22 protein-coding genes, 1 pseudogene and 2 riboswitches are annotated in these 23,885 nt (G+C 63.9%); of the genes and pseudogenes, 10 read left to right on the top strand and 13 right to left on the bottom strand.

The genetic code is table 11. From position 1 onward, the window contains the following. Positions 1–91: 91 nt before the first annotated feature. The gene (locus ACIPIJ_RS12180) at positions 92–1,321 is read left to right on the top strand and encodes a pyridoxal phosphate-dependent aminotransferase (RefSeq protein ID WP_401076700.1); all 1,230 of its coding nucleotides are present in this window, start codon (positions 92–94) and stop codon (positions 1,319–1,321) included. Here ACIPIJ_RS12180 and ACIPIJ_RS12175 read toward each other — a convergent pair. Next, positions 1,247–1,894 carry a DUF1345 domain-containing protein gene (locus ACIPIJ_RS12175; RefSeq protein WP_401076698.1) on the bottom strand — a complete coding sequence of 216 codons (648 nt, stop codon included), beginning with the start codon at positions 1,892–1,894 and terminating at the stop codon, positions 1,247–1,249. The two genes, ACIPIJ_RS12180 and ACIPIJ_RS12175, sit on opposite strands and share 75 nt — an antisense overlap. Before the next feature lie 156 nt (positions 1,895–2,050). Here ACIPIJ_RS12175 and xerC point away from each other — a divergent pair, with 156 nt between their 5' ends. After that, positions 2,051–2,965, top strand: coding sequence for a tyrosine recombinase XerC (gene xerC / locus ACIPIJ_RS12170; protein WP_401076695.1), 915 nt, complete (start codon positions 2,051–2,053; stop codon positions 2,963–2,965). Positions 2,966–3,017: 52 nt separating this feature from the next. Here xerC and ACIPIJ_RS12165 read toward each other — a convergent pair whose 3' ends face one another. Together ACIPIJ_RS12165 and gspG are read right to left on the bottom strand one after the other, a co-directional pair. Next, on the bottom strand, positions 3,018–4,208 hold the full coding sequence (locus ACIPIJ_RS12165) for a type II secretion system F family protein (RefSeq protein WP_401076693.1): 1,191 nt from the start codon (positions 4,206–4,208) through the stop codon (positions 3,018–3,020). Positions 4,209–4,219: 11 nt separating this feature from the next. Next, positions 4,220–4,645: a type II secretion system major pseudopilin GspG gene (gene gspG, locus ACIPIJ_RS12160; protein WP_401076690.1), complete on the bottom strand. Its 426-nt coding sequence runs from the start codon at positions 4,643–4,645 to the stop codon at positions 4,220–4,222. A gap of 191 nt (positions 4,646–4,836) precedes the next feature. Between gspG and ACIPIJ_RS12155 the strand changes: the two genes are divergently transcribed. The 4 genes from ACIPIJ_RS12155 to ACIPIJ_RS12140 all read left to right on the top strand — a co-directional run bounded on the left by ACIPIJ_RS12155 (position 4,837) and on the right by ACIPIJ_RS12140 (position 10,170). Further along, positions 4,837–5,430: a lytic transglycosylase domain-containing protein gene (locus ACIPIJ_RS12155; protein ID WP_401076687.1), complete on the top strand. Its 594-nt coding sequence runs from the start codon at positions 4,837–4,839 to the stop codon at positions 5,428–5,430. A 98-nt stretch (positions 5,431–5,528) separates the two neighbouring features. Then, entirely contained in the window at positions 5,529–6,986 is a 1,458-nt protein-coding gene (locus tag ACIPIJ_RS12150; RefSeq protein WP_401076684.1) for a sensor histidine kinase, read from the top strand. A 294-nt stretch (positions 6,987–7,280) separates the two neighbouring features. Continuing rightward, entirely contained in the window at positions 7,281–8,777 is a 1,497-nt protein-coding gene (locus ACIPIJ_RS12145; RefSeq protein WP_401076681.1) for a sensor histidine kinase, read from the top strand. Next, positions 8,746–10,170, top strand: coding sequence for a sigma-54-dependent transcriptional regulator (locus ACIPIJ_RS12140; protein ID WP_401076678.1), 1,425 nt, complete (start codon positions 8,746–8,748; stop codon positions 10,168–10,170). The genes ACIPIJ_RS12145 and ACIPIJ_RS12140 overlap by 32 nt, the downstream gene beginning before the upstream one ends. 69 nt (positions 10,171–10,239) lie before the next feature. On the opposite strand, the gene ACIPIJ_RS12135 is transcribed toward ACIPIJ_RS12140, so the two are convergent. The 3 genes from ACIPIJ_RS12135 to ACIPIJ_RS12125 all read right to left on the bottom strand — a co-directional run bounded on the left by ACIPIJ_RS12135 (position 10,240) and on the right by ACIPIJ_RS12125 (position 12,625). Beyond that, a complete protein-coding gene (locus ACIPIJ_RS12135) occupies positions 10,240–10,536 on the bottom strand; it encodes a hypothetical protein (protein WP_401076676.1) in 297 nt (98 codons plus the stop codon). A gap of 84 nt (positions 10,537–10,620) precedes the next feature. Next, positions 10,621–11,973 (bottom strand): GntP family permease, encoded by a 1,353-nt coding sequence (locus tag ACIPIJ_RS12130; RefSeq protein ID WP_401076674.1) that lies wholly within the window; start codon positions 11,971–11,973, stop codon positions 10,621–10,623. A 112-nt stretch (positions 11,974–12,085) separates the two neighbouring features. Beyond that, positions 12,086–12,625 carry a gluconokinase gene (locus tag ACIPIJ_RS12125; RefSeq protein ID WP_401076671.1) on the bottom strand — a complete coding sequence of 180 codons (540 nt, stop codon included), beginning with the start codon at positions 12,623–12,625 and terminating at the stop codon, positions 12,086–12,088. A 208-nt stretch (positions 12,626–12,833) separates the two neighbouring features. On the opposite strand from ACIPIJ_RS12125, the gene ACIPIJ_RS12120 reads away from it, so the two are divergent. The 3 genes and pseudogenes from ACIPIJ_RS12120 (at position 12,834) to ACIPIJ_RS12110 (ending at position 15,273) form a co-directional block, all read left to right on the top strand. Continuing rightward, positions 12,834–13,853 carry a LacI family DNA-binding transcriptional regulator gene (locus ACIPIJ_RS12120; protein ID WP_401076668.1) on the top strand — a complete coding sequence of 340 codons (1,020 nt, stop codon included), beginning with the start codon at positions 12,834–12,836 and terminating at the stop codon, positions 13,851–13,853. A gap of 100 nt (positions 13,854–13,953) precedes the next feature. After that, positions 13,954–14,736 (top strand): annotated as a pseudogene (locus ACIPIJ_RS12115) (PAS domain-containing protein); the annotation flags it as partial. A 42-nt stretch (positions 14,737–14,778) separates the two neighbouring features. Continuing rightward, positions 14,779–15,273, top strand: coding sequence for a methyl-accepting chemotaxis protein (locus ACIPIJ_RS12110; RefSeq protein WP_387530882.1), 495 nt, complete (start codon positions 14,779–14,781; stop codon positions 15,271–15,273). On the opposite strand, the gene ACIPIJ_RS12105 is transcribed toward ACIPIJ_RS12110, so the two are convergent. The 7 genes from ACIPIJ_RS12105 to ACIPIJ_RS12075 all read right to left on the bottom strand — a co-directional run bounded on the left by ACIPIJ_RS12105 (position 15,248) and on the right by ACIPIJ_RS12075 (position 21,783). After that, positions 15,248–18,523 carry a transporter substrate-binding domain-containing protein gene (locus tag ACIPIJ_RS12105; RefSeq protein WP_401076666.1) on the bottom strand — a complete coding sequence of 1,092 codons (3,276 nt, stop codon included), beginning with the start codon at positions 18,521–18,523 and terminating at the stop codon, positions 15,248–15,250. The genes ACIPIJ_RS12110 and ACIPIJ_RS12105 overlap by 26 nt on opposite strands. Before the next feature lie 11 nt (positions 18,524–18,534). After that, positions 18,535–19,149, bottom strand: coding sequence for a response regulator (locus tag ACIPIJ_RS12100; RefSeq protein WP_401076664.1), 615 nt, complete (start codon positions 19,147–19,149; stop codon positions 18,535–18,537). Positions 19,150–19,374: 225 nt separating this feature from the next. Continuing rightward, positions 19,375–19,617, bottom strand: coding sequence for a DUF1272 domain-containing protein (locus tag ACIPIJ_RS12095; protein ID WP_401076662.1), 243 nt, complete (start codon positions 19,615–19,617; stop codon positions 19,375–19,377). Between the two features lie 66 nt (positions 19,618–19,683). Next, positions 19,684–20,436 (bottom strand): precorrin-4 C(11)-methyltransferase, encoded by a 753-nt coding sequence (gene cobM, locus ACIPIJ_RS12090; protein WP_401076659.1) that lies wholly within the window; start codon positions 20,434–20,436, stop codon positions 19,684–19,686. 31 nt (positions 20,437–20,467) lie between these two features. Next, positions 20,468–20,878, bottom strand: coding sequence for a cobalamin biosynthesis protein (locus ACIPIJ_RS12085; RefSeq protein ID WP_401076656.1), 411 nt, complete (start codon positions 20,876–20,878; stop codon positions 20,468–20,470). Next, positions 20,878–21,588, bottom strand: coding sequence for a CbtA family protein (locus ACIPIJ_RS12080; protein WP_401076653.1), 711 nt, complete (start codon positions 21,586–21,588; stop codon positions 20,878–20,880). The genes ACIPIJ_RS12085 and ACIPIJ_RS12080 overlap by 1 nt, the downstream gene beginning before the upstream one ends. Positions 21,589–21,597: 9 nt before the next feature. Beyond that, entirely contained in the window at positions 21,598–21,783 is a 186-nt protein-coding gene (locus ACIPIJ_RS12075) for a CbtB-domain containing protein (protein WP_401076651.1), read from the bottom strand. A gap of 98 nt (positions 21,784–21,881) precedes the next feature. Further along, a riboswitch (cobalamin riboswitch) is annotated at positions 21,882–22,106 on the bottom strand. A gap of 400 nt (positions 22,107–22,506) precedes the next feature. Continuing rightward, positions 22,507–22,715, top strand: a riboswitch (cobalamin riboswitch). Between the two features lie 99 nt (positions 22,716–22,814). Here ACIPIJ_RS12075 and cobW point away from each other — a divergent pair. Further along, on the top strand, positions 22,815–23,882 hold the full coding sequence (gene cobW / locus ACIPIJ_RS12070; protein ID WP_401076648.1) for a cobalamin biosynthesis protein CobW: 1,068 nt from the start codon (positions 22,815–22,817) through the stop codon (positions 23,880–23,882). The last annotated feature ends 3 nt before the right edge of the window (positions 23,883–23,885 follow it).

Here is a 23,885-nt window from a genome sequence, read left to right as displayed (position 1 = left end):
GAAGCCCGGGTGGGTTCTGCTATTTTTAACCCCAATCGGCGCACGACGTTTTCGGACGAGCGGTGCGAGCTGGGCAGACAGGGAGACAGTCATGCGCTATTCCACGCTCACTCAACGCATCGCCGGCGAAGCCGCTGCTGCCTGGGATATCCATTATCAAGCCCAGACGCTGCGCCGCGAAGGGCGTGAAATTTTCCTGTTGTCGGTCGGTGACCCCGACTTCGATACGCCGCCTGCCGTCGTCGAAGCTGCGGTCAGCAGCCTGCGCCGCGGCGACACGCATTACAGCGATGTGCGTGGCAACCTGGCCCTGCGCCAGGCCATCGCTCGGCGCAGCGGTGCGCAGGTCAGCGTAGAGCAAGTGATGGTGCTCGCCGGCGCCCAGTGCGCGCTGTATGCCGTTTGCCAATGCCTGTTTGAAGCGGGCGACGAGGTGATCGTTGCGCAGCCCATGTACGTCACCTACCACGGCGTGCTCGGCGCCTGTGGGGCGCAGCCGGTGCAGGTGCCGGTCAGCCCCGAGCAGGGCTTTCGCCTCGACCCGCAGGCCGTGGCGCAGGCCATCACCTCACGTACCCGTGGGCTGCTGCTCAACACACCGCACAACCCGACCGGTGCGGCGATCTCCCCACAGGACATGGCGCAACTGGCACAGCTTTGCCTTGAACATGACCTGTGGTTGATCTGTGACCAGGTCTACAGTGGCTTGCTCTACGAGGGTGAACCGGCAAACCCGGCCAGCCTGCCGGGGATGAGCGAGCGTTGCGTGATCATCGACAGCGTGTCCAAGTCGCATGCCATGAGTGGCTGGCGCGTGGGCTGGGTGGTCGGCCCTCCGGCACTGATTGCGCACCTGGCCAACCTGGCCATGGCCATGTTGTTTGGTTTGCCCGAGTTCGTCATGCAGGGCGCCCGGGTGGCGCTGGAGCAGGACCTGGTTGCCGTGCGGACGATGCGCGAGGCCTACCGGCAACGGCGCGATTGTGTGTGCGCTGCCCTGGCCGATTGCCCTGGGGTACGCGCCCATCGCCCGGCTGGCGGCATGTTCGTGATGCTGGATATCCGCGCCACCGGGCTCAGCGCCCAGGCCTTCGCCCAGCGGCTGCTGATGGAGGAGGGCGTAGCGCTGCTGCCAGGGGATGCCTTTGGGCCCAGCGCAGCGGGGCATGTACGCATGGCGTTGGTGCTTGCAGGCGTACAACTGGAAGAGGTGTGCCGGCGCATCGGCGCCTGCGCGCGGCGCGTGCTAGCCGAGCAGGCCGGCGGCAATGTTGATGGTGAAGCCGAGGATTGCCGTGTTGAACACGAAGCCTACCAGTGAGTGGGCCAATACCACCCGGCGCATGCCGCGCCCGCCCACGCCGATGTCAGAGGTTTGCACGGCGACGCTGATGGTGTACGAAAAGTAGTGGAAGTCCCAATAATCCGGGTTGCGCTCCCCATCGGCAAAGCGCAGCGCCGGTTCGTGACGGTCGCCGGTGTAGAACAGCCGGGCATAGTGCAGGCTGAAGATGCAACCGATCAGCAGCCACGAGCCCGCCACGGTCAATCCGGTGTAGAGGTAGTGCAGGGCCAGGGCAGTGCCTTGCAGGCCGCGGCTGGACACCAGTTGCAGGGTAACGGCAGCGAGGCTGGCGATGGCCGCGATGCACACGGTGAACAGCACCAGGCCGGCGTTTTCATCCTCGACACGGGCCACGGTGCGCACTTGCTCGGGGGTAGCCCGGCAGGTCAGCCACAGCACCAGCAGCAAATACAGCCAGACCCCGAGGTTCCAGCCGGCGAGGATACGCTGGACGGTGTCGGCGGCAGGCATGAACCAGGCACTGGCAAAACCGACCAAGGCCGCGAAGCTCAGGCGGGGGTGGCTGCGGGTCAAGCGGTGAAGGGCCATGGGGCCTCAGCGGCAGTGAGTCATGGCTACCACGATAGCCTATGGGATACCATTTCAGCTCATGCTCGTGCCGAAGCCCCTGAAATTCAAGGTAATGGCACGGGCCGCTTTACGCCGGGTGGCCTGCCCGCCAGGCATCGCTACAGGATTCACGTTTTGTCCGACCTCTCGCAAAACCCGTTGTTGCAGTACCTTGCCCGGCTGGCACCGTCCAGCCAGCAGACCATGCGCTATATCCTCCAGGACGCCGCCGACCGGCTGGGTTTCGTCGACTGCAACCTTGCCGAGGTGCCCTGGCACAGGCTCGAGCCTGGCCATGTGATCGGCCTGGTGGCGGCATTGCGCACCGATGGCTACGCGCCCAACAGTTCGTCGTTGTACGTCAACGCCATACGCGGGGTGATGAACGAAGCCTGGCGCCAGGGCCTGATCGACCACGAGCAGTTGCTGCGTATCCGCGAGGTCAAGCCGGCGACCGGCAGCCGCCTGCCACCCGGACGCAACCTTCGTCGCAGCCTGATTCGCGAATTGATGGACGTATGCGCCGCCGACCCCCGCCCGCAGGGTGTGCGTGATGCGGCGATCATTGCGCTGCTGTACGGCACCGGCATGCGCAAGTCGGAGTCGGTGGACATCGACCTTGACCAGGTGGACTTCGAAGCCCGTAGCCTGCAGGTGTTGGGCAAGGGCAACCGGCAACTGATCAAGTATGCCCCGGTGTGGGCGTTCGAAAAGCTTCAGGCGTGGCTTGAATTGCGCCGCCAGGACTTGCCCGAAGGGGCGTCGGACGACCCGTTCCTGTTCAACCGCATCCGCCGCGGCAACCACATTACCCGCGCGCGCATCACCAAGCACGCGATCTACTACATCGCCCGCCAGCGGGGGGCGCAGGTTGGGGTGAAGATCATGCCGCATGATTTTCGCCGGGCATTCATCACCCGGGTGATCGAAGAGCACGACCTGTCGATTGCACAGAAGCTGGCGCACCATGCCAACATCCAGACCACGGCCAGCTATGATCGGCGCGATGACAATGAGCGGCGGCGGGCCGTGGACCGGTTCGACTACTGAGCTGCCTGCGCGGGCCTCTGGGCGGGCATACCCGCGAAGGGGCCCGCGCAGGTTAGTGAATACTCGATGCCAGCTCGAAGATCGGCATGTACATCAAGATCACGATCACCCCGATCAGCAAGCCGATGAAGGTCATCAGCAGCGGCTCGAACAGCTTCACGAACCACTCCACCCAACGGCCGATCTCCTGGTCATGAAAATCCGCGCAGCGTTCGAGCATCTCACCCAGGTTGCCCGATTGCTCCCCCGCCCGCAGCAGCCGCAGTGACACCGGTGTCACCAACTGCCCGGCCTCCAACGCCTCCGACAGCGGCAAGCCTTCACCCACCCGCCGGCTGGCCTGTTCCAGGCCCTGTCCCGCAGCGCTGCCCAAAAGCCCGCGGGCCATGCCCATGGCCGTGAGGATGGGGATGCCGCCTTGCAGCAGAATCCCCAGCGAACGATAGAAACGTGCCAGTTCGTACATCATCAACCGTTGGTGCAAGGCCGGCATGCGCCTTACCTGGCGTGACAGCCAGCGCCGCAGCACAGGGTTGCGGCGCAGCAGCACCAGCGCGCCAATGCTGCCCGCCGTGGCCAGGGCCAAGGGCAGTTGATGGGCATGCAGGAACAGGCCGACTTGCATCAGCACCCGCGACATCAACGGCAGTTCGCTGCCCATGCCCTCGAACACCAGGCTGAAGCGCGGCACCACGTAGCCGAGCAGAAACAGCACCACGCCACCGCCCACCAGCAGCAGCAGCAGCGGGTACACCGAAGCGCCCACCAGCTTTTGCCGGACCAGGTCCAGGCGCTGGCGATAACCGATGTAGCGGTGCAGGGCGTCGCCCAGGGCACCGGTGCGTTCGCTGGACTGCACCAGTGCCACGTACAGCGGCGGGAATATCCGCGGCTGCTGGGCCAGTGCCTGGGACAGCGAGCGGCCCTCGTAGAGCTGGCGTACCAGGGCTGACAAGACTTTGCGCGCCGCCCCGGCAGGGGCTTTTTCCGCCAGGCTTTCCAGGGCATCGATCAACGGCAGGCCGGCATGCAGCAGCGTGGTCAATTCCTGGCTGAACAACACAAGGTCGAACGCGGCCTGGCGGCGCCAGGCCACATTGCGCAAGGTACCGCCCTGGCCGCGTACGCTGACCACCCGCAAACCTTGACCCTCGGCCTGGCGGCGCGCCTGGTCGGCGTCCTCGGCATCGATCTGCAATTGCACCACGCCCTGTCTGCCCAGGGCCTTGAGGCTAAAGCGCATGGTCTTGCTCCTCATTGCCAGCTGGTGACTTCGGCGTTTTCACCGTCACCGCCGGGTTGGCCGTCCTTGCCCATCGACAGCAGGTCGTACTCGCCGCCGTTTTCGCCCGGCTGCCGGTAGATATAGGCGCGGCCCCACGGGTCCTGTGGCACGGCTTTCTGCAGGTAGGGGCCAGACCAGCGGGCCTCGCCGCTGGGCGCGGCCACCAGAGCCTGCAGGCCCTGTTCACTGTTGGGGTAGTGGCCGACCTCCAGGCGGTACAGGTCCAGGGCCTTGCCCAGGCCTTCGATCTGCGCCCGGGCCACCTTCGCTTCCGAACGGCCGAGCTGGCTGAAGTACTTGGGTGCGACGATGCCGGCCAACAAGCCGAGCACCACCAGCACCACCAGGAGTTCGAGCAGAGTGAAGCCTTTTTGGCGATTGGGTTTGCGCTGCATGGTGAAGCCCTCCTGCATGGGGACATGCTTGCTCAGGGTTTTGCTGCTCCATGCAACAGCCGTGCACGTCTGCCTCGGGGCCTTGCGCCATGCGCCATGGCAAGCGGCACAGTGCTTGCGTCATCAGCGTAAAGCCCGGGTTTTCCGGGGCATTTCCCCCACATCGGGGGCACGGCGGGGAGGCGACCGACATGCGTGGGATTATCCTGGGAATGATCTGGCTGGCAGGGGCTACCGCCCAGGCCGACGTGTATATCTCCATCGATGCCAAGGGCGGCTATGTACTGACCAACGTCCATCGGCCCGGGCGCCACTATGAACGGGTGATCAGCGAACCCATTGCCCAGGCTGGCCCGGCCAACGCGCAGCTGATCACCGGGCGGCCGTACGCTGAACTGGTGGCCACTGCAGCGCGCCGGCACAACGTGCCGCAGGCACTGCTGCATGCGCTGATCAAGGCCGAGTCCGGCTACAACCCCAAGGCCCGTTCGGCGGCCGGGGCGGTCGGGCTGATGCAGTTGATGCCGGGCACGGCGAAAGAAATGGGTGTGGAAGATGCCCTGGACCCGGAAGACAACGTGCTGGGCGGTGCGCGCTACCTCAAGCGCATGCTGACCCTGTTCGACAACGACATCACCCTGGCGGTAGCTGCCTACAACGCTGGCCCCGATGCCGTGCTACGCCGCGGGGCGGTGCCGCCGTTCGCCGAAACCCGGCGCTATGTGCCCAATGTGCTGCGCGAATACCGCAAGCTGCAGGGGCTGGCGGCGGATTCGCCGCTGTAACTGCCGCCCACCTTGCATCGGCATGATGAAAATCAGTGCCATGGATTCCCCAACTCTGGGCTATAACCTTTCACAGGTGCTCAGCAGTGGAAGCCGCCATGGACATCGCTCCCCGTTCCGAGACGCCAGAGGCACCTGCCGGCGCTGAAACCGGCACCCCGCGCAAACCGTTCAACCTGTTGCGCTGGTACGCCTGGGTCAGCCTGGCCATCATCCTCTCGGTGGCCGCCGGGCTGGGGTTGATTTCCAGCCGCTTCATCATCAATGAAAGCGTCGAGCGGGACGCGTTGCTGACCGCCCAGTTCATTACCTCCATTGCCGACGCCGAAGTGCGCCATGTGGCAATCCCCAATGTACGCACCATGGGCGAGCTGCTCGACCCGCGCACCGACCCTACCGCCTTGCCAGGCGTGGCGCCCGAGGCCCGGCGCAAGGCCCGTGGGGAGTTTCTCGACCACATCGCCCACCTGCCGGACATGCTCCTGGCCAATATCTACGCCCCTGACCGCACGGTGATCTGGTCGAGCAACCCGGCGCTAATGGGCAAACTGATCGAAGGCGATGAAGACCTGGACCGGGCCTTCGAATACAAGATGCGGGTCTCGGCCAGCTATCACCATTTTGAACAGGCCCGCGCCGAGCGGAAGTTCGTGACCCCACCCGAGCAACTGTTCATCGAGAACTACATCCCGCTGTTTGACGCCGATGGTGAACGGGTCACGGCGATGGTGGAGATCTACAAGGAGCCCCACGACCTGATCGTGCGCATCGAGCATGGCCTGATCCGAATTTGGTTGGCCATGGCCCTGGGCGCCGGGCTGGTCTATATCGGCCTGTACGGCATCATGCGCCGCGCTTCACGGCTGATGGCGGTACAGCAGAAGCGTCTGATCAGCAACGAAACCTATGTCGCGCTGGGCGAGGTGTCCTCAGCCGTGGCGCACAGTCTGCGCAACCCATTGGCGAGCATCCGCTCCAGTGCCGAACTGGCCCAGGTGTTCGACGAGGGCCCGGCGCAGCGCAACATCGATGAAATCATCAACCAGGTCGACCGTATGTCGCACTGGATCCGCCAGTTGCTGCAGTCGCTGCGGCCGTTGAACGACGAAGCGGTCGCCGTGGACCTGCTCCAGACTCTGCAGGAAAGCCTGCAGACCTTTGCCGTGCCGCTGGCCCGCAGCGGCGTGACCCTGGACCTGCAACCGTTACCGGCTGTGCAGGTGCTTGGCCAGCCGGTATTGCTCGGGCAGATTTTCAACAGCCTGATCGACAATGCGCTGGAGTCCATGGAGCAGGGTGGCCGGTTGCGGGTCGAGGTGGTCAAGCAGGATCGGCGCAGCGTTACCTTGCGCATGTCCGACACCGGCAAAGGCATGAATGAGCGGCAGCAGCGCATGGCGTTCAGGCCCTTCTTTTCCACCAAGCAAGGCGGGCTTGGGGTGGGGCTGGTCCTGGTGAAACGCATCATGGAACGCTTTGGCGGGTCGGTGAGGTTGAGCAGCAGCGAGGGACATGGCACCCGAGTCTCACTCAATTTTCGGCTGGCTCAATCTTGATATATCGCTTCAAGAAAGATCTTCAACGTACTGATTTTAAAGTAATTATTTGATATTGGGTAATACCCACCCAAATGTGGGGGTTGCTTCTCGATTCATTATCAATAAAGCAGTGTATGTCTCTAATAAATAAGGTTTTATTGTTTTTTTGGTGGCAATGGCTGGCTTTTTGCAATGTGAAATCTACGACGACTGGCAGCTGCAGTCGCAGTGGCGCAGTGACATCAAGTTGCTACTGACGGTAGCATCCGGTTGGTGGCCTCCTGACTACAAGCCTTGGGCGGGAACGAAGCGATGCAGACGCTGGAAACCGATGCTCCCGGCAAGACTTCCGCACAGCCCGGCAGTGGCTTCGCTGCCCCCCTTCGCGAGTTCAATCTGCTGCGCTGGTTTTCCGTGATCAGCCTGCTCATCATTGCTTCGGTCGCCGGCAGCCTGGGCTATGTGTCGACCCGCTTCGTGGTGCGTGACAGTGTCGAGCGCGACGCCATGCTCACCGCCCAGTTCATTCAGGCGATGGCCCAGGCCGAGGTGCGCCATTCGCAGCTGCCGCCCGGCACCACCATGGGGGAGCTGCTCGACCCGCGCCTGGACCAGCAGCACTTGCAGTTCAGCCCGCAACTGGCCGAGTCGACCCGGGTCGAGTTCCTCGACCATGTCGAGCACCTGCCCGACACGTTGCTGGCCAACGTCTATGCCCGCGACCGTACCATCGTCTGGTCCACCAACCCGGTACTGGTGGGCAAGCGTATCGAGGCCGATGGCGACCTGGACCGCGCGTTCCGCTCGCGCAAGGCGGTTTCGGCCAGCTACCACAAAGCCGAAGAGGACCGCGAAGAACAGAAGTTCGAGCGCGCCCCCCAATACCTGTTCATCGAGAACTACATCCCATTGTTCGACAGCCAGGGCGAGCAGGTGATGGCCATGGTCGAAATCTATAAAGAGCCTCAGGACCTGATCCGGCGTATCCAGCGCGGTTATGTGCTGATCTGGGCCTCGACCCTGCTGGGTGGGGCGCTGATCTATTTCGGCCTGTTCTGGATCGTGCGGCGCGCGGCGTCCATGTTGCAGCACCAGCAGGACCGCCTGGTGGCCAGCGAAACCTATGTGGCACTGGGCGAGATGTCTTCGGCGGTGGCGCACAGCATGCGTAACCCGCTGGCCAACATCCGCTCCAGTGCCGAGCTGGCCCAGGAGATCGCCAACCCGCAGGCGCAGCAGAACATCGTCGACATCATCGGCCAGGTCGACCGCATGTCGCGCTGGGTGCGCGAACTGCTGGTGTCGTTGCGCCCGACCAGCGATATCGCCGAGGCGGTCGACCTGGTGGCCGCCATTGAAGACACCCGCGTGGCGTTCGTGCAGCAGATCGAGCGTAACGGCGTACGGTTTGCTTTCGACGGCCCGCAGGTGCAGTGGGTGGCCAGCCAGCCGCTACAGTTGACGCAGATCCTCAACAGCCTGTTTTCCAATGCCATCGAAGCCATGCCTGCAGGCGGCGAGTTGCGTGCCCAAGTGAGTGTGCAGGGCGGCCAACGGGTCGAGTTGCTGCTCAGCGACACCGGCAAGGGCATGACCAAGCAGCAGGAGCGGATGGTCTTCAAACCGTTTTTCACCACCAAGCAGGGCGGCCTCGGTGTAGGCCTGGCGCTGGCCAAGCGCATCATGGAACGTTTTGGCGGCTCGGTCAGCCTGAGCAGCCGTGAAGAGGAAGGAACCCGCGTCAGCCTCACTTTCAACATTGCAGCGGGAGGGGAACATGGAGCACAACATCCTGGTAGTCGAGGATGATGAAATCCTTGCCAACAACATTCGCACCTACCTGAGCCTGAAGGGTTTCGAGGTGACCCTCTGCAACAGCGCTGAGTTGGCGTTGGAGCAGATCAAGCGCTGTCAGCCCGACGCGGTGCTGACCGACAATTCGCTGCCCGGCATGAACGGGCACGACCTGTTGCGCACCTTGGTCGCGCAGGCACCGGAGCTCAAGGTGATCATGATGACCGGCTACGGCAACGTCGAAGATGCCGTGCAGGCGATGAAGGAGGGTGCTTTCCATTACTTGACCAAACCGGTAGTGCTGGCCGAGCTCAAGCTGACGCTGGAGAAGGCGCTGGCCACCGAGCGCATGGAGCGCACGCTGTCGTTCTACCAGGAGCGCGAGGCGCAGAAGTCCGGGCTGCAGGCGCTGATTGGCGAATCACCGGTCATGCTCACCCTCAAGCACACGCTGCGCCAGGTGCTCGATGCCGAGCGGCGCATGGCCAGTGACGACCTGCCGCCGGTGCTGGTCGAGGGCGAGACCGGCACCGGCAAGGAGCTGGTAGCCCGCGCCTTGCATTTCGATGGCTCACGCAGCAAGGGGCCGTTCATCGAGTTCAACTGCGCATCGATCCCTGCCAACCTTCTCGAGGCGGAGCTGTTCGGCCATGAGAAGGGCGCGTTCACCGACGCCAAGGAGCGCCGCGTTGGGCTGGTCGAGGCCGCCGATGGCGGTACGCTGTTCCTCGATGAGATCGGTGAGATGGACCTGGTGCTGCAGGCCAAGCTGCTGAAGCTGCTGGAAGACCGTAGCATCCGTCGCATCGGCGCGGTCAAGGAACGCAAGGTCGACCTGCGGGTGATCAGCGCCACCAACTGCAACCTCGAGCAGATGGTGCAGCAAGGCAAGTTTCGCCGTGACCTGTTCTTCCGCCTGCGCATCATCGCCCTGAAAGTGCCGCGACTGTTTGCGCGGGGGCAGGACATCCTGCTATTGGCGCGGCATTTCCTGGCCCATCACGGGCGCCGCTATGGCAAGCCCAACTTGCGCTTTAGCGCCGAGGCCGAAGCCCTGATGCTGAGCTACAGCTGGCCGGGCAATGTGCGCGAGTTGCGCAACATGCTGGAACAGACGGTGTTGCTGGCGCCCAACCAAGTGGTTCAGGCGCATCAGCTCAACCTGTGCATGTCCCTGGTTGACGAGCCGCTGACGCAGCCGACCGCCACGGTCTACGAAATGCCGCGGCATGAGCCGGAGCCTGGGACCAGCCTGCCGGACATGGAGCGGGACCTGGTATGCAAGACGCTGGACCGCACTGACTGGAATGTGACCAAGTCGGCACGGATGCTCGGCCTGTCTCGGGACATGTTGCGTTACCGGATCGAGAAGCTGGGGCTGACCCGGCCTGACAAGCGGCAGTGGTAAGGCGGGGCGCATTGCGCCCCAAGCACTGGCTTGCCAGCGATTGGGCTGCAAAGCAGCCCTTGAGCAGGATCAACGCTGGCTACCCTCACTACCGCCTTGGGCTCCATTGCCCTCCGACCCACTACCATCCATCCCCGGCAGGTCGCGGTTGTCATTCTGCTTGGCCGGCGGGCTTTGCGGGTCGTTGCCCTGAATGCGCGGGTCGGTATCGCGCGGCATGGGCTTTTCTATGGGGTTGAGCGTGCTGTCGACACCCGGCTTGGGTGCCGGGTTGTGCGGGTCGTCGGGGTAGGTCGTACCGGTGCCGACCGCCATGGCCAGCGGGGCGGCGAGCAGGGTGGCGAGCAATAAGCTTGAACGGATCATGGGCAGGCTCCTTTGCGAGGGTAGGGCGTGTATGTCCGTTCGGCCCTACCCGCAGCGCCAAGGTGCCATTACCCCGATCAGCGGTCACACCACCGTCGACAACGCCATGATGAAGATGATGCCGACCACCGAAAGGATGGTCTCCATCATGCTCCAGGTCTTGAAGGTCTCGGCCACGGTCATGTTGAAGTACTGCTTGACCAGCCAGAAACCGGCATCGTTGACGTGGGACAGGATCAGCGAGCCTGCGCCGGTGGCCAGCACCAGCAGTTCACGGTTGACTCCAGGCACCAGGTCGATCACCGGGGCGACGATGCCTGCACCGGTAATGGTGGCCACCGTCGCCGAACCGGTGGCGATACGAATTACCGCCGCCACCAGCCAGGCCAGCATGATCGGCGAAATTTCCGCCTGCACGGCCATCTGCCCGATCACGTTGCCGACACCGGTGTCCACCAGCATCTGCTTGAAACCGCCGCCTGCACCGACGATCAGCACGATGGCCGCAGTCGGTGCCAGGCTCTGGTCGAGCATCTTCATGATCTGCTGGCGGCTGAAGCCGCGCGCCGAGCCGAAGGTGTAGAAGGCCAGCAGCAGCGCGGCGAGCAGCGCGGTGATCGGGTGGCCGATCAGGTCCATCCACTGGCGCACGATGTGTTCGGCCGGCAACACCACGTCGGCGAAGGTCTTGAGCAGCATCAGCACCACCGGCAGCAGCACGGTGACCAGGGTGATGGTGAAGCTTGGCAGGTTGCTCTGGTCGGACTCCTTGGCGATCTGGTCCATCAGCTCCTGCGACGGGTTACCCGGGATGTAGCGGGAGATGAAGTTGCCGAACAGGGGGCCGGCGATGATCGCCGTGGGCAGCGCCACCAGCAAGCCATAGAAGATGGTCTTGCCGATGTCGGCCTTGAAGATGCCAATCGCCAGTAGCGGGCCCGGGTGCGGCGGCACCAGGCCGTGCACGACGGAGAGGCCTGCCAGCAGTGGAATGCCGATCTTGATCAGCGACACGCCCGAGCGCCGGGCGACGATGAACACCAGCGGAATCAGCAGCACGAAGCCGATTTCGAAGAACAGCGGGATGCCCACCAGGAACGCGGCGAACATCATGGCCCAGTGCACATTCTTTTTGCCGAACGCGCGAATCAAGGTTTGCGCGATCTGGTCGGCGCCACCGGAATCGGCCATCAGCTTGCCGAGCATGGTGCCCAGGGCAAGGACGATGCCGACGAAGCCGAGCACGCCGCCGAAACCGTCCTGGAACGACTTCATGACCTTGGCCACCGGCATGCCGGAGGTCAGGCCGAGGAAGCCCGCAGCGATGGTGAGGGCGACGAAGGGGTGCACTTTGAAATGGGTGATCAGCAGGATCAGCCCGACGATGGTTACCAGGGCGTCGAGCAGCAGGTAGGTATCTGTAGCCAGTCCGAACATGGTTTTAAGGCCTCGGTCTTATCGTTGTTTTTGGCGTTGCATTGATTGAACTTTCGCCGCCTTGAGGCGTCGAGACAGCGCTGTCTTTGGTGGGCCGGAAGAACCGCCAGGGTCAGGCAGTCCGCGCCAGGTTCCGCTCACCGCAGGGCTTTAGCCAGGCGTCCACCGACTCGGCCAATGCCTCGATCGGCAGCGTGGCATCCAGGGGCAGGGTCAAGGGCTCGCCATGTGGCGGTTCAAGGGCAGCGAACTGGCTATCAATCAGGCTCGCTGGCATGAAATGGCCAGGGCGCGCGAGCACGCGCTTTTCGGCTTCGGCGGGGGTAAGTTCGAGGAATACGAACACCAGTTCCGGCATCGCCTCGCGCAAGGTGTCGCGATAACGGCGCTTGAGGGCCGAACACGTGAGGATCGGGCGTTCACCCGCATTGACCGTGGCTTGCAACTCCTGCCCCAGGCGCACCAGCCAGCCGGCCCGGTCGTCGTCGTTCAGGGGCGTGCCAGCGCTCATCTTCTGGATATTTTCGGCAGGGTGGAACGCGTCGCCTTCGATCAGGCGGCCGCCGCTTCTGGCGGCAATGGCAGCGCCGACGCAGCTTTTGCCGCAACCGGCCACGCCCATCACCACGATGGCGGACAGGGAAGAATTCATCAGTACCTCCTGCGGGGTGAGATAGCGCTGTCTCGTCGCGGACGAAACGCCACCTCCCCGGTGTTATTGATCTTGTCGTTACGCAGTATGGACGCTTGGTAGCGGGCGTGTAGTGGCCACTGCCAAAGATTACATTGCCTGCGTCCTGAGACAGCGCTACCTTAGTGGCCGTTCCCCTCCCTTGGCAAGTAGTAAAATTACAACACCCATGTCCCGTTCAGGCTCCCGAACCACCGGCCGTCCCACTCTGGCAGAAGTCGCCAGGCATTCCGGGGTTTCCCCGATTACCGCCTCCCGCGCGTTGCGCGGTATCAGCACGGTTGCGCCAGAGCTGGTGGAAAAAGTGCTGGCTGCGGCTGCCAGCCTGGGTTATGTCGCCAACCCGGCGGCACGGGCCTTGGCTTCGGCGCGCAGCCAGTCGGTGGTGGTGCTGATTCCGTCGCTGTCCAACCAGTTGTTCATCGACACCCTGGAGGCCATCCACGAGGTGATGCGCCCCCGCGGGCTTGAGGTGCTGATCGGCAACTATCACTACGACATCGATGAAGAAGAAAACCTGATCCGCAATTACCTGGCCTACCAGCCCTGCGGCATGCTGCTCACCGGCTTCGACCGCAGCGATGCTTCGCGGCAGATGCTGGCGGCCAGTGGCGTGCCCTGTGTACACATGATGGAGCTGGGCGGTGAGGCAGGCGCGTTGTCAGTCGGCTTTTCCCAGCATCAGGCTGGGCGCGCTGCGGCGCGGCATCTGATTGAACGGGGCCGGCAGCGCCTGGCGTTCATTGCCGCGCAACTCGACCCACGGGTGATGCAGCGCGCCGAAGGTTTCCGCCAGGCCCTGGCTGAAGCAGGCATGCCTGCGACCGAACTGGAGATCCTGTCGCCGCAGCCGTCCTCCATCGCATTGGGTAGCGAGCTGTTCAGCCAGTTGCTGGCGCAAGCGCCGGACGTCGATGGCATTTTCTTCTGTAACGACGACCTCGCCCAGGGGGCGGTATTGCAGGCATTGCGCCAGGGCATCGAGGTGCCACGCCAGGTGGCCATGGTCGGCTTCAATGACTTGCCGGCTTCGGCGCACATGGTCCCGCGCCTGACCTCCATCCGTACGCCAAGGGCCGCCGTGGGGCGCGGCGCGGCACAAGCCTTGCTGGCCTTGCTCGATGGCAAGCGGGTGCCGACCGGGCAGCAGGACTTGGGGTTCGAATTGATGGTGCGCGAGAGCTCCTGACGTTTCTTTATCATTAATGACTAAGTGATAGCAGTTTGCTTGCACGCTTTCTGCGCCGATCTATGCTCAGGAAACCCCGCGCATAAAGGACCCCGGCGCCATGTTCGATTTTCATCGCAAGTCAGATTTGATCGAAATTCAGCGCACTCGCCAAACCCTTGCCGAAACTCAGGCCAAGCTCGCCGCGATCAGCCGTTCCATGGCGATGATCGAGTTCGCCCCTGACGGCACCATCCTTGATGCCAATGCGCAGTTCTGCCAAGCGATGGGCTATACCGCCGAAGAGCTGCGCGGCAAGCACCACCGGCTATTCTGCGATCCGGGCTTTGCCAAGACCGCCGAATACCAGCAACTGTGGCGTGACCTGGGCCAGGGCAAGGCGATCAGCGGCACCTTCGAGCGTATCGACAAGGCGGGCCGTGAGGTCTGGCTGGAGGCCAGCTACATGCCAGTGCTCGACGAGCGTCAGCAGGTCACCCGGGTGATCAAGGTGGCCTCCGACATCAGCCAGCGGGTAACGGACGAGCACGAAAGCCAGAGCCTGCTCAACGCCATCGGGCGCTCCATGGCGGTGGTCGAGTTCAACCCCCAGGGGCGCGTGATCAAGGCCAACCAGAACTTCCTCGATACCATGGGCTACCGCCTGGAAGAGGTGGTTGGCCGCCATCATGGGCTGTTCTGCCTGGCGCACGAGCGCGAGTCGGCCGGCTACCGCGAGTTCTGGGCTTCGCTGAACCGGGGCGAATACCACTCGCATCGTTTCGAGCGGGTCGACAAGCAAGGCCGGACGGTGTACCTGGAGGCTTCTTACAATCCGATCTTCGACAGCAAGGGCCGGCTGTACAAGGTGGTCAAGTTCGCCAGCGACATCACCGCGCAGGTCAGCACCCAGCAAAGCGCTGCCGACGCGGCCCATGCCAGCTCGGTGCAAACCGATGCCTGTGCCCGCAAAGGGACCGAGGTGGTGCAGCAGACCGTGCAGGTCATCGAACAGATCTCTCAGGAACTCAACGATGCCGCGCGTAGCATCGATGCAGTCAGCAAGCAGTCGGATGTGATCGGGCAGATCGTCCTGACTATCCGCGGCATCGCCGACCAGACCAACCTGCTGGCGCTGAATGCTGCCATCGAGGCTGCACGCGCCGGTGAACATGGCCGCGGCTTTGCCGTGGTTGCCGACGAGGTGCGCAGCCTGGCGGCACGGACCAGCAAGGCCACCTTGGAAATCGTCGATGTGGTGCGGCAGAACCATGACCTGTCGCTGACAGCCGTGGCCAGCATGCAATCGAGCCTGACCCGCACCGGGCGGGGGGTGGCCCTGGCCAACGAGGCCGGCACGGTGATCATGGAAATCCAGCAGGGCTCACGCCACGTGGTCGATGCAATCAGCCAGATCAACTCGACGCTGCAATTGCACTGAGGGCATCAGCCAGCTCGCGCTGCAAGGCCTGCAGGCTGGTCTGCAACTGCAGCTGCAGCGCAGCGGTCGGCAAGCCCTTAGCCTGCGCCTGTTCGATGGCTTCACAATCGCGGACCACGCTGCGCACCTTGAGCATCTTGGCGCCGCCCTTGATGCGATGGGCGACGGCACGCACCGCATCGGCGTCCGGGTCAGTGCCCAGACCCTTCAGCGCGTCAAGGTCCTCACTGGCACTGTGCGACAGTTGCTCCAGCAGGCGGCGCACCAGTTGTTCATCGTCCTGGGTCAGGTGGCGCAGTTCGCTCAAGTTGAAGCCGCTCGCCGTTGGCGCTGGTGCATTCAGCTCGGCACGCGCCTGCGGCACGTGAGCTTTGAGCGTGCGCAGGCCGATCGGCTTGAACAGGCAGTCATCCATGCCACTGGCAAGGCATCGAGCGCGTTCCTCGGCCTGGGCGTTGGCGGTAACACCGAGAATCCTGCACGCGGGCAGCGCGAGCTCCTGCTCCTGTTGGCGAATCCTGCGGCTCAACTCATGGCCATCCATGACGGGCATGCTGCAGTCGGTGATGACCATGTCGAAGGTCTCAGCTTGCCAATGGGACAGGGCCGTCTGGCCATTTTCAGCCAGGGTCACCTTGTGGCCCAAGGTGTTCAGCTGTTTTTCCAGAAGCAGCAGATTGGCCGGGTAATCGTCGACCGCCAGGATGTTCAGCGGTCTGCTTACCGTGGCCTGGGCTGGGGTGTCTTGCTCGATGGGCGCGGCGGCTGCGCTGGCTGGCAGTCGCAGCAGAACCTGCACCCGGGTGCCCACGCCCTCGACGCTTTGCAGGTTCAAGGTGCCGCCCATCAGCTCGGTCAGGGTACGGCTGATCACCAACCCCAGGCCGGCGCCTTGGTGCGCCCGCGGGCCGTCGGCCTGGGCGAAGGCACTGAACAGCCGGGCTTGGTCGGCAAGGCCGATGCCGATGCCCGTGTCGCGTACGCTCAGCTCCACCAGCAGGTGGTCGCCGAGGCTTGCCGGCTTGATGGCGAGGCAGGTGTGCACGTCGCCGCGTTCGGTGAACTTGATGGCGTTGCTCAGCAGGTTGGAGAGGATCTGCTTGAGCCTCAGGGCGTCCGCCAGCACCCAGGCCTGGCCCTCTGGCAACTCGCTCTGCAGGTGCAGGCCTTTGATGCGTGCATTACCCTCGAACACCCGCAAGGTGCTGCGCACCAGTTCGACCAGGTCGGTGGCCACCGGTTGCAGGGTCATGTGCCCGGATTCCACGCGCGAGATATCGAGTATGTCGCCGATCAGCCCCAGCAGCCCGATGGCCGAATCGTGCGCGGTCTGCAGGGCCAGGGTATCGCAGCGGCCGCTGCGGCTATCCTCCAGGGCCAGTTCGAGCAGGCCGATCACCGCATTCATGGGGGTGCGGATTTCGTGGCTCATGGTCGCCAGGAAGGTGCTCTTGGTCTGGCTGGCCTGTTCGGCATCATCTTTTGCCTGGCGCAATTGTTCGAGCAGCCCGCGGCTGAGCGCCAGTTGCGCTTGCAGCGCGCGCTGGGCCTCGGTGCGCTGGTGGATCAGCTTGCGCAGGTAGCTGTTCCAGAACACCACGCCGGCCAGCAGCAGCGCCGACAGCACCAGCACCTGCAGCGCCAGCGTGCGGTAGTTGCGCCAGGGGCTGTCACTGACCAGGGTGCTGGTGCGCCAGCGATTGATCAGCTGGTCCAGTTCTTCGGGTGGCATGCTTAGCAGCGCTTTGTCGAGAATCGCCTGCAGCTGTGGCTGGTCGGGAGCGACGGCGAACGCCGCGACGGCCGGGTCTTCCCCCAGCACGCTGGCGATGCGCAACTGACCTTTGAATACATGGTTGATGTAGTAGGTGGCATTGATGTGGTTGCTGTAGGCGACGTCCGCTTCACCGTTGGCCACGGCTTCCATCAGCGCCAGCGGGTTGTCCACTTCGACGACCTTGGCCTCTGGGTACTGGCGCTGCACGTCAGCGCGCAAGGGCGAGCCACGCAACAGGGCAATGCGCTGCCCGTCCAGGCCTCTGGCCTGCAATGGCCAGGGCGCCTGGCTGCGCGTGACCAGGACCCTGGGGCTGACCAGATAGGGGCGGGTGTAGCGCAGTTGCGTCGCGCGCTCTGCGCCGTAACCCAGGGCGCCGATCATCTGCGCCTCGCTGCGCGCCACTTGCTCGACCATGGTCTGCACGGCGCGGCGTTCGATCAGCTTGAACTGCAGGCCGGTGCGCAAGGTGATCTGCTTGAGCAGGTCGATGGTAATGCCACTGGAGCGCTGCTGGGTATCGTTGAAGGTCAATGGCGCGAGCGCCGTGTCGACCAGTACGCTGACGGTGGGGTTGTGGTCTATCCAGGCCTGTTCTTCAGCGGTCAGCGCGGACAGGTGGCGCTCGAGCAGCAGGCTGGTGTTGCCGCTGGTCCAGCGGCGCAGGATGCTCAGCCGCTCGCTTTCGGTAATCCTCGCCAGGGCCGTGTCGACCAGGCGCCGCAGGCGTGGGTTGTCGCTGGCCAGGGCAAAGGAAAAGGTTGCGGCAGGCACCTGGCAGAAATGGTCGATCTTGATCATGCCCTGGTAACTCTTGCCGATCAGAAAGTCGGTACTGATGGCGTCGCCCAGGTAAGCGTCCGCCTCGCCCAGTTCAACGGCCGCCAGGCCCGCCAGGGTAGAACGATAGAAGCTCAACTGCGCGTTGGGGTAGAGCGTGCGGACCGTCTCGCCCGGCAGGTAGTGGTCGACCATGGCCAGGCGCAGGCCTGCGAGATCCTTGTTGTTTTTCAGCGTGCGCCCTTCGCGTGTAACGATGACCGGCAAGTCGTCGGCATAGGGCAGGCTGAGGCTGAGCTGGGCATCGGCTGCCTCAAAGGCGTTGGAGCTGCCCAGCAAGTCGATTGCGCCATCGCGCAGGGCGGCAATTGCTTCGTGGCGGCTGGAAAAACGTTTGACTTCGATCGGTACCCCCAATTGCTCGGCGATCAGCCCGGCGTAATCGGCGCTGAGGCCTTCGTAATCGGCCGGGCTGATGTTGATCTCGAAGGGCGGATAGTCGGGGCGCGAACTGCCCAGCAGAAGGGCCTTGCGCTGTTGCAGCCACTGGCGGTCCTGAGAGTCCAGTTGCAAGGGGGGGGCGGCACTGACGGCGCGCGCCAGCAACTGCCGTGGCTCGGCATCGGCTAGCGTTACCCGCGGGCAGCATGCAAGGCCGATGACCACGAACAAGCCAGCCAGCGTGCGCTTCATGTCGATTGCGCTCAGTTGACGCTGTTGCGCTTGGCCAGGTCCACCATTTCTACCAACGATTCCGTTTTGAGCTTGTCCATGATACGGCCCCGGTAGGTGCTGATGGTCTTGGCGCTCAGGTTCATCTGAGTGCCGATGTGCTTGTTATTTTCGCCATTGGACAGGCGCCGCAGCACTTCCATCTCGCGGTTGGACAGGCTGCCCAGGCGGGTCGGCTCGCTGTCCAGGGTATTGCTGTTGACCGCCATCTGCGGGAACGTCGAATAACCTTTGACCAAGGCTTTGAGCGCAAACACGACGGCGTCGAGGTCTTCACTTTTGGTCACGAAAGCACCAATGCCGGCATCCAGGCAGCGGCGTACGTACAGGTCGGTGGCCTGGCCGGTCAGCACCATGATCCGGGGGGCATGCTCGAGCTGCTGCAGCCGTTTGATCACTTCCATGCCGTCCAGGCCAGGAAGCCCGATGTCCAGGACCACGACATCGGGTTGCAGCTTGCGTGCTACCTGCGCCACTTCGCTGCCGTTGTCTACTTCACCTATGACGTGAAAGCGCTCGCGCTCAAGCAACATGCGTATCGCGAATCGAACGGTAGAGTGATCGTCGACGATCAGTACAGTTGTCATGAAGAAAACTCCTGTCGGAATGTGGTCCGTTTCCTGAGGATAATCAGGAATACGTCTGCAAGGTGTTTCTGCAGCGCAGCACGATACGTCCATTCCGACCCCTTGGTAATGGCGAGTATAGATGTGTTGACTAAGGAGGCTGACTTTGTTGAAAAGTCCTACAAAATCACATGAAGACAGGCATCGCCGATGCTGATTTCGACGATGCCAGCAAAAGAAAGTTACTTATGCGCAGGCAGCGTGGGGCTTGAGTACGCGTTGGGTCGAAGCGGGGTTGTTGCTCAACGCCTGGCCCACCCGAGTGGGGCGGGCCAGCAGTTGGCCTGAGCAGTTGGGGCAGCGGCCATGGAAACGGGTTTCGGCACAGCTGCGGCAAAAGGTGCATTCGAACGAGCAGATCAACGCATCGGGGCTATCGCCTGGGAGGTCTGCATCACAACATTCGCAATTGGGGCGTAGCGCCAGCATGGGTGTCACTCCGGTCCGCGGGTAGGAGCCTGGAGTCTGCTACGGCCTTTGGCCGGTTGGCAATGCTCAATCGCCAGGGCGGTAGAGGTGCGCGTGCCCGGCGTGATACAGCGCGGATGAGGCGAACGGCGCGTCCCCCAGCACGTGGCCGACGAGGATCAGCGCGGTGCGGCGAAAGCCCTTGGCGGCGACCTGCCCGACGATATCGCCAAGCGTGCCGCAGACCCAGTCCTGGTCCGGCCAGGTGGCGCGGTGCACGACGGCCACGGGGCAATCGGCCCCGTAGTGGGGCTGCAGCTCGTCGACGATGCGAGCCAGATGCTTGACCCCAAGGTGGATGGCCATGGTGCTGCCATGGCGGGCCAAATCGCCCAGTTGCTCCCCGGCAGGCATCGGGGAGCTGTTACCGAAGCGGGTGAGAATGAGCGTCTGTGCCACGTCCGGCAGGGTCAGTTCACAACCCAGCAGTGCGGCGCTGGCAGCAGTGGCGGTAACCCCGGGGATGATCTGGTAGTCGATACCCAGTTCCCGCAGGTGGCGGATCTGTTCGCCGATGGCGCCATACAGGCTGGGGTCGCCGCTGTGAACGCGGGCCACGTCCAGGCCTTTTTCATGCGCCTTGCGCATGGCCTGGATGATTTGTTCCAGGTGCAGCTCAGCACTGTTGATGACCGTCTCGGCCTGGTGGCCTTCGAGTACCGCCGCAGGCACCAGGGAGCCGGCGTATATGATGACCGGGCACTGGCGGATCAGGCGTTGTCCCTTGACCGTTATCAGCTCCGGGTCACCGGGGCCGGCGCCAATGAAGTAGACCGTCATGAAAAATCCTTGCAGGTAAAAGAGGTATCGATTATCCGCCGCAGGCGAGGGCGAGGGTAGCGGGGCCAAGTGATTGCCGTGTCACTCGGAGGGTGGCTTTGCCGACATCGCGGTGCGCCAGGGCCAGCGCCGCGCTCTCTGCAACGCCCCAGCAGCCGCTGTGGGCGAAGGCTTGCGCAGAACGGTGGCTGAGCAGGGGCTCGAAGGCCTGCAGCTGGCTGGCCTCGAACACCACCAGCGACAAGTTGTAACGTTTGGCAAGTTGTTGAAGGCCTGGCTCGTCAGCTTTCAAGGCGATGCTAGCGATGCCCTGCAGCGCAGTCAGTGCTAGGCCATGCCGGTCCAGCGCCTGGCGCAGCAGCGCGTCGAGCACTTCCACCGGGCAGCCCCGGCGGCAACCGAAGCCGGCGTACAGCGCCAGCTGCAGCTTTTTGCTGGTCATCAAGCCTGGCTGGAACGGCGATACAGCCAGGCGCTGAGCAGGCCCAATGCCACCCAGAAGGCGGCGTTGGTTGCCCACGAAGCGACCTTGAACTGGGTTTCCAGGGCTTCGGGGGCCAGGCTTTGATGAACGTCGGGTTGCGGTGCACCGATCACGTGGGGCACCACCAGCAAAACCATGCCGAGTGCCTTGAACAGCCAGTGCCGCGCGAACACCACCAGGGCCAGGCCCACTGCAGTGGCAGCAGCGGTACCGATCCACCAGTTCTGGCGCTGGCCGAGGTCTGCGGCGGCGGTGCCCGGTAGCTCAGGCGGCAAGCCCAGGGTGGGCGCCAGGCAGAACACGGCGAACCCGGCCAGGCCCCACAGCGCACCAGTGGCGACGCGGTTGGGCTCACGCAGGCTGTACAGCGCGGCGAGGATTAGGGCGAAACCGACCGCTACCACCAGGTTGCCCCCGGTGGTCGACAGGATGCGCTGCCAGCCGTCTTCCGGCGACCAGGCCTCGTCGCTGTGCTCATGGCCGGCCGCATGTTCATGGGCAACAGCCGCTTCGCCGTCATGGTTGTGGTGCTCGGCGGCAGGGGCGGCCGACTCATAGGTTTCCGCCTGCAGGATCAGCGGGGCGACCCAGAAGCTCTGCAGCAGGGTCAGCAGCAGGGCTGCGAGCAGGCCGCTGAACCCGGCGGTGCGGGCAATACGCTTGATCATCGGGCGGTCTCAGTGGCAGGGGAAGGCGGCGCTGTGGCGGGTGTCGTGGGCGGCGTTGTGCACGGCCTCGATGTGCGAGAAGCCGGCGAAGTAGATCAGGCACAGGCCCAGCAGGCTGGCACCGGCGGCGATTACCACGCGCTGGCTGAGGGTGACGGGGGTGCTGATGCTGTGTTTGGCGCTGGTGATGGGCATGACGCATTCCTCTGCTTTGCTTTTATAGGGGCATAGGCGAGCGCGACAGCCCCGGGCTTGGATGGCCCAGGGGAATGCGACAGCGCCCGCCCACCGCGGGGTGTTCATGAACGTCAGGCCGGTCTCCGGGCTTGCGAGGAGGAGCAGGGCTCCTGGTAAAGCGTCACCTTCCCATGCCGTACTGCGTGGCACAGTGGTCTCGACGCTTCACTCGCTTACCGTTGCGGGGGCAGCACCGGAGTTGTCGGGCCCTTATCGGGGGCCTGCGACGCACCGGTTTCCCGTTTCACCCCCTTGGGGGCACCTGAACGCAGGGTGTAAGGAGAGCACGGGGCAATGTTTCCGTCAATCGCAGCGCGTGTTGCAGGTTTGCTCTTGCTCTTGCTTCTAAGTGCGCGGTAGTTCAGGCGATGCAGATTGCGACTTCAGGAGGCCGGAGCGCAGCGTAGGGGCCGGATGATGGGAGCGGGCCCACCCAAAAAGGCTGGCTCCTGTCATCCGGCCCCTGCGCTGCGCTTCGGGGTTCCCTCGCTCCGGCCTTGCTCCCGGGAGGACCGCGCTCGCAAGACCTGCGCTCGGCCTCCTGAAGTCGCATTCGGTGGCGCCTGAACTACCGCGCGCTTAAAAGCAAAAGCAAAAGCAAAAGCAAAAGCGAAAAGCAGTTTGCGTTGGGATTTGTGGGGGGTGGCTCGCGGCAACTGTTGACCATCCCCCACCCCCCGCGTAGCCTTGCCGCTTCGAGGTTCTTCGGCCAGGCCGAAGCTAAGACGGGAACGCGGTACAAGCCGCGGCTGCCCCCGCAACTGTAAGCACCGAAACGGATCGACACAGCCACTGCGCCTCGGCGCGGGAAGGCGTCATCCCGCCATCTCCGTTCGATCGGGGCCGGAACGGTGCAAGCCAGGAGACCTGCCTCGCAACGTTTTCGACTTTCAACCGGGCGGGGTGATCCGGTGGCGAACGAGCCCGGCCGGTCTGGCCCGCGGCTTTCGTCCCGCATGCCCGCGCCATCCTGCCAAGGGCAACGCGACATGAAAACACTGGCCAAGCTCCCCGTCACCATCGTCACCGGCTTCCTCGGCTCGGGCAAGACCACCTTGCTCCGGCACATGCTCGACAACGCCCAGGGCCGCCGCATCGCGGTAATCGTCAACGAGTTTGGCGAGCTCGGCATCGACGGCGAAATCCTCAAGCAGTGCAGCATCGGCTGCACCGAGGAAGAGGCCAGCGGCCGCGTCTACGAACTGGCGAACGGCTGCCTGTGCTGCACCGTGCAGGAAGAATTCTTCCCGGTGATGCGTGAGCTGGTGGCGCGCCGCGGCGACCTCGACCACATCCTCATCGAAACCAGCGGCCTGGCCCTGCCCAAGCCCCTGGTGCAAGCCTTCCAGTGGCCGGAAATCCGTAACGCCTGCACCGTCGACGCAGTGATCACCGTGGTCGACAGCCCGGCCGTGGCCGCCGGCACCTTCGCCGCCTACCCGGACCAGGTCGACGCCCAGCGCAAGCTCGACCCCAACTTGGACCACGAATCGCCGCTGCACGAACTGTTCGCCGACCAGTTGGCCAGTGCCGACCTGGTGGTGCTGAACAAAGCTGACCTGATCGACGCCGAAGGCTTGGCCAAGGTCCGCGCCGAAGTCGCCGAAGAATTGCCGCCTGCGGTCAAGGTGATCGAAGCCAGCAGCGGCCGCCTGCCGCTGGACGTGCTGCTGGGTGTGGGCGCGCAATCCGAAGCACACATCGATGGCCGCCGTACGCACCACGATTCGCACCATGACGGCGACGACCATGACGACCACGATCATGACGCCTTCGACTCCATTTCCATCGACCTGCCCGAAGCCGATGAAGCCCTGCTGCTCGACGCGCTGACTCAGCTGGTGGTGGAATTCGGCATCCTGCGCGCCAAGGGCTTCGCGGCGATTCCTGGCAAACCGATGCGCCTGCTGGTACAAGGCGTGGGCACCCGTTTTGACAAGCACTTCGACCGCGCCTGGCGCGCCGACGAGCCGCGCATCACCCGCCTGGTGCTGATTGGCCAGGACCTCGATGCCGCGCAATTGGAAGCGCGCCTGCGCCAAGCCCTGGGCGCCTGACCC

The organism is Pseudomonas sp. NPDC087185 (assembly GCF_044744955.1).
Taxonomy (GTDB): domain Bacteria; phylum Pseudomonadota; class Gammaproteobacteria; order Pseudomonadales; family Pseudomonadaceae; genus Aquipseudomonas.
The sequence above is the reverse complement of the archived record's forward strand: the minus strand, read 5'-3'. Positions and strand labels throughout refer to the sequence as shown.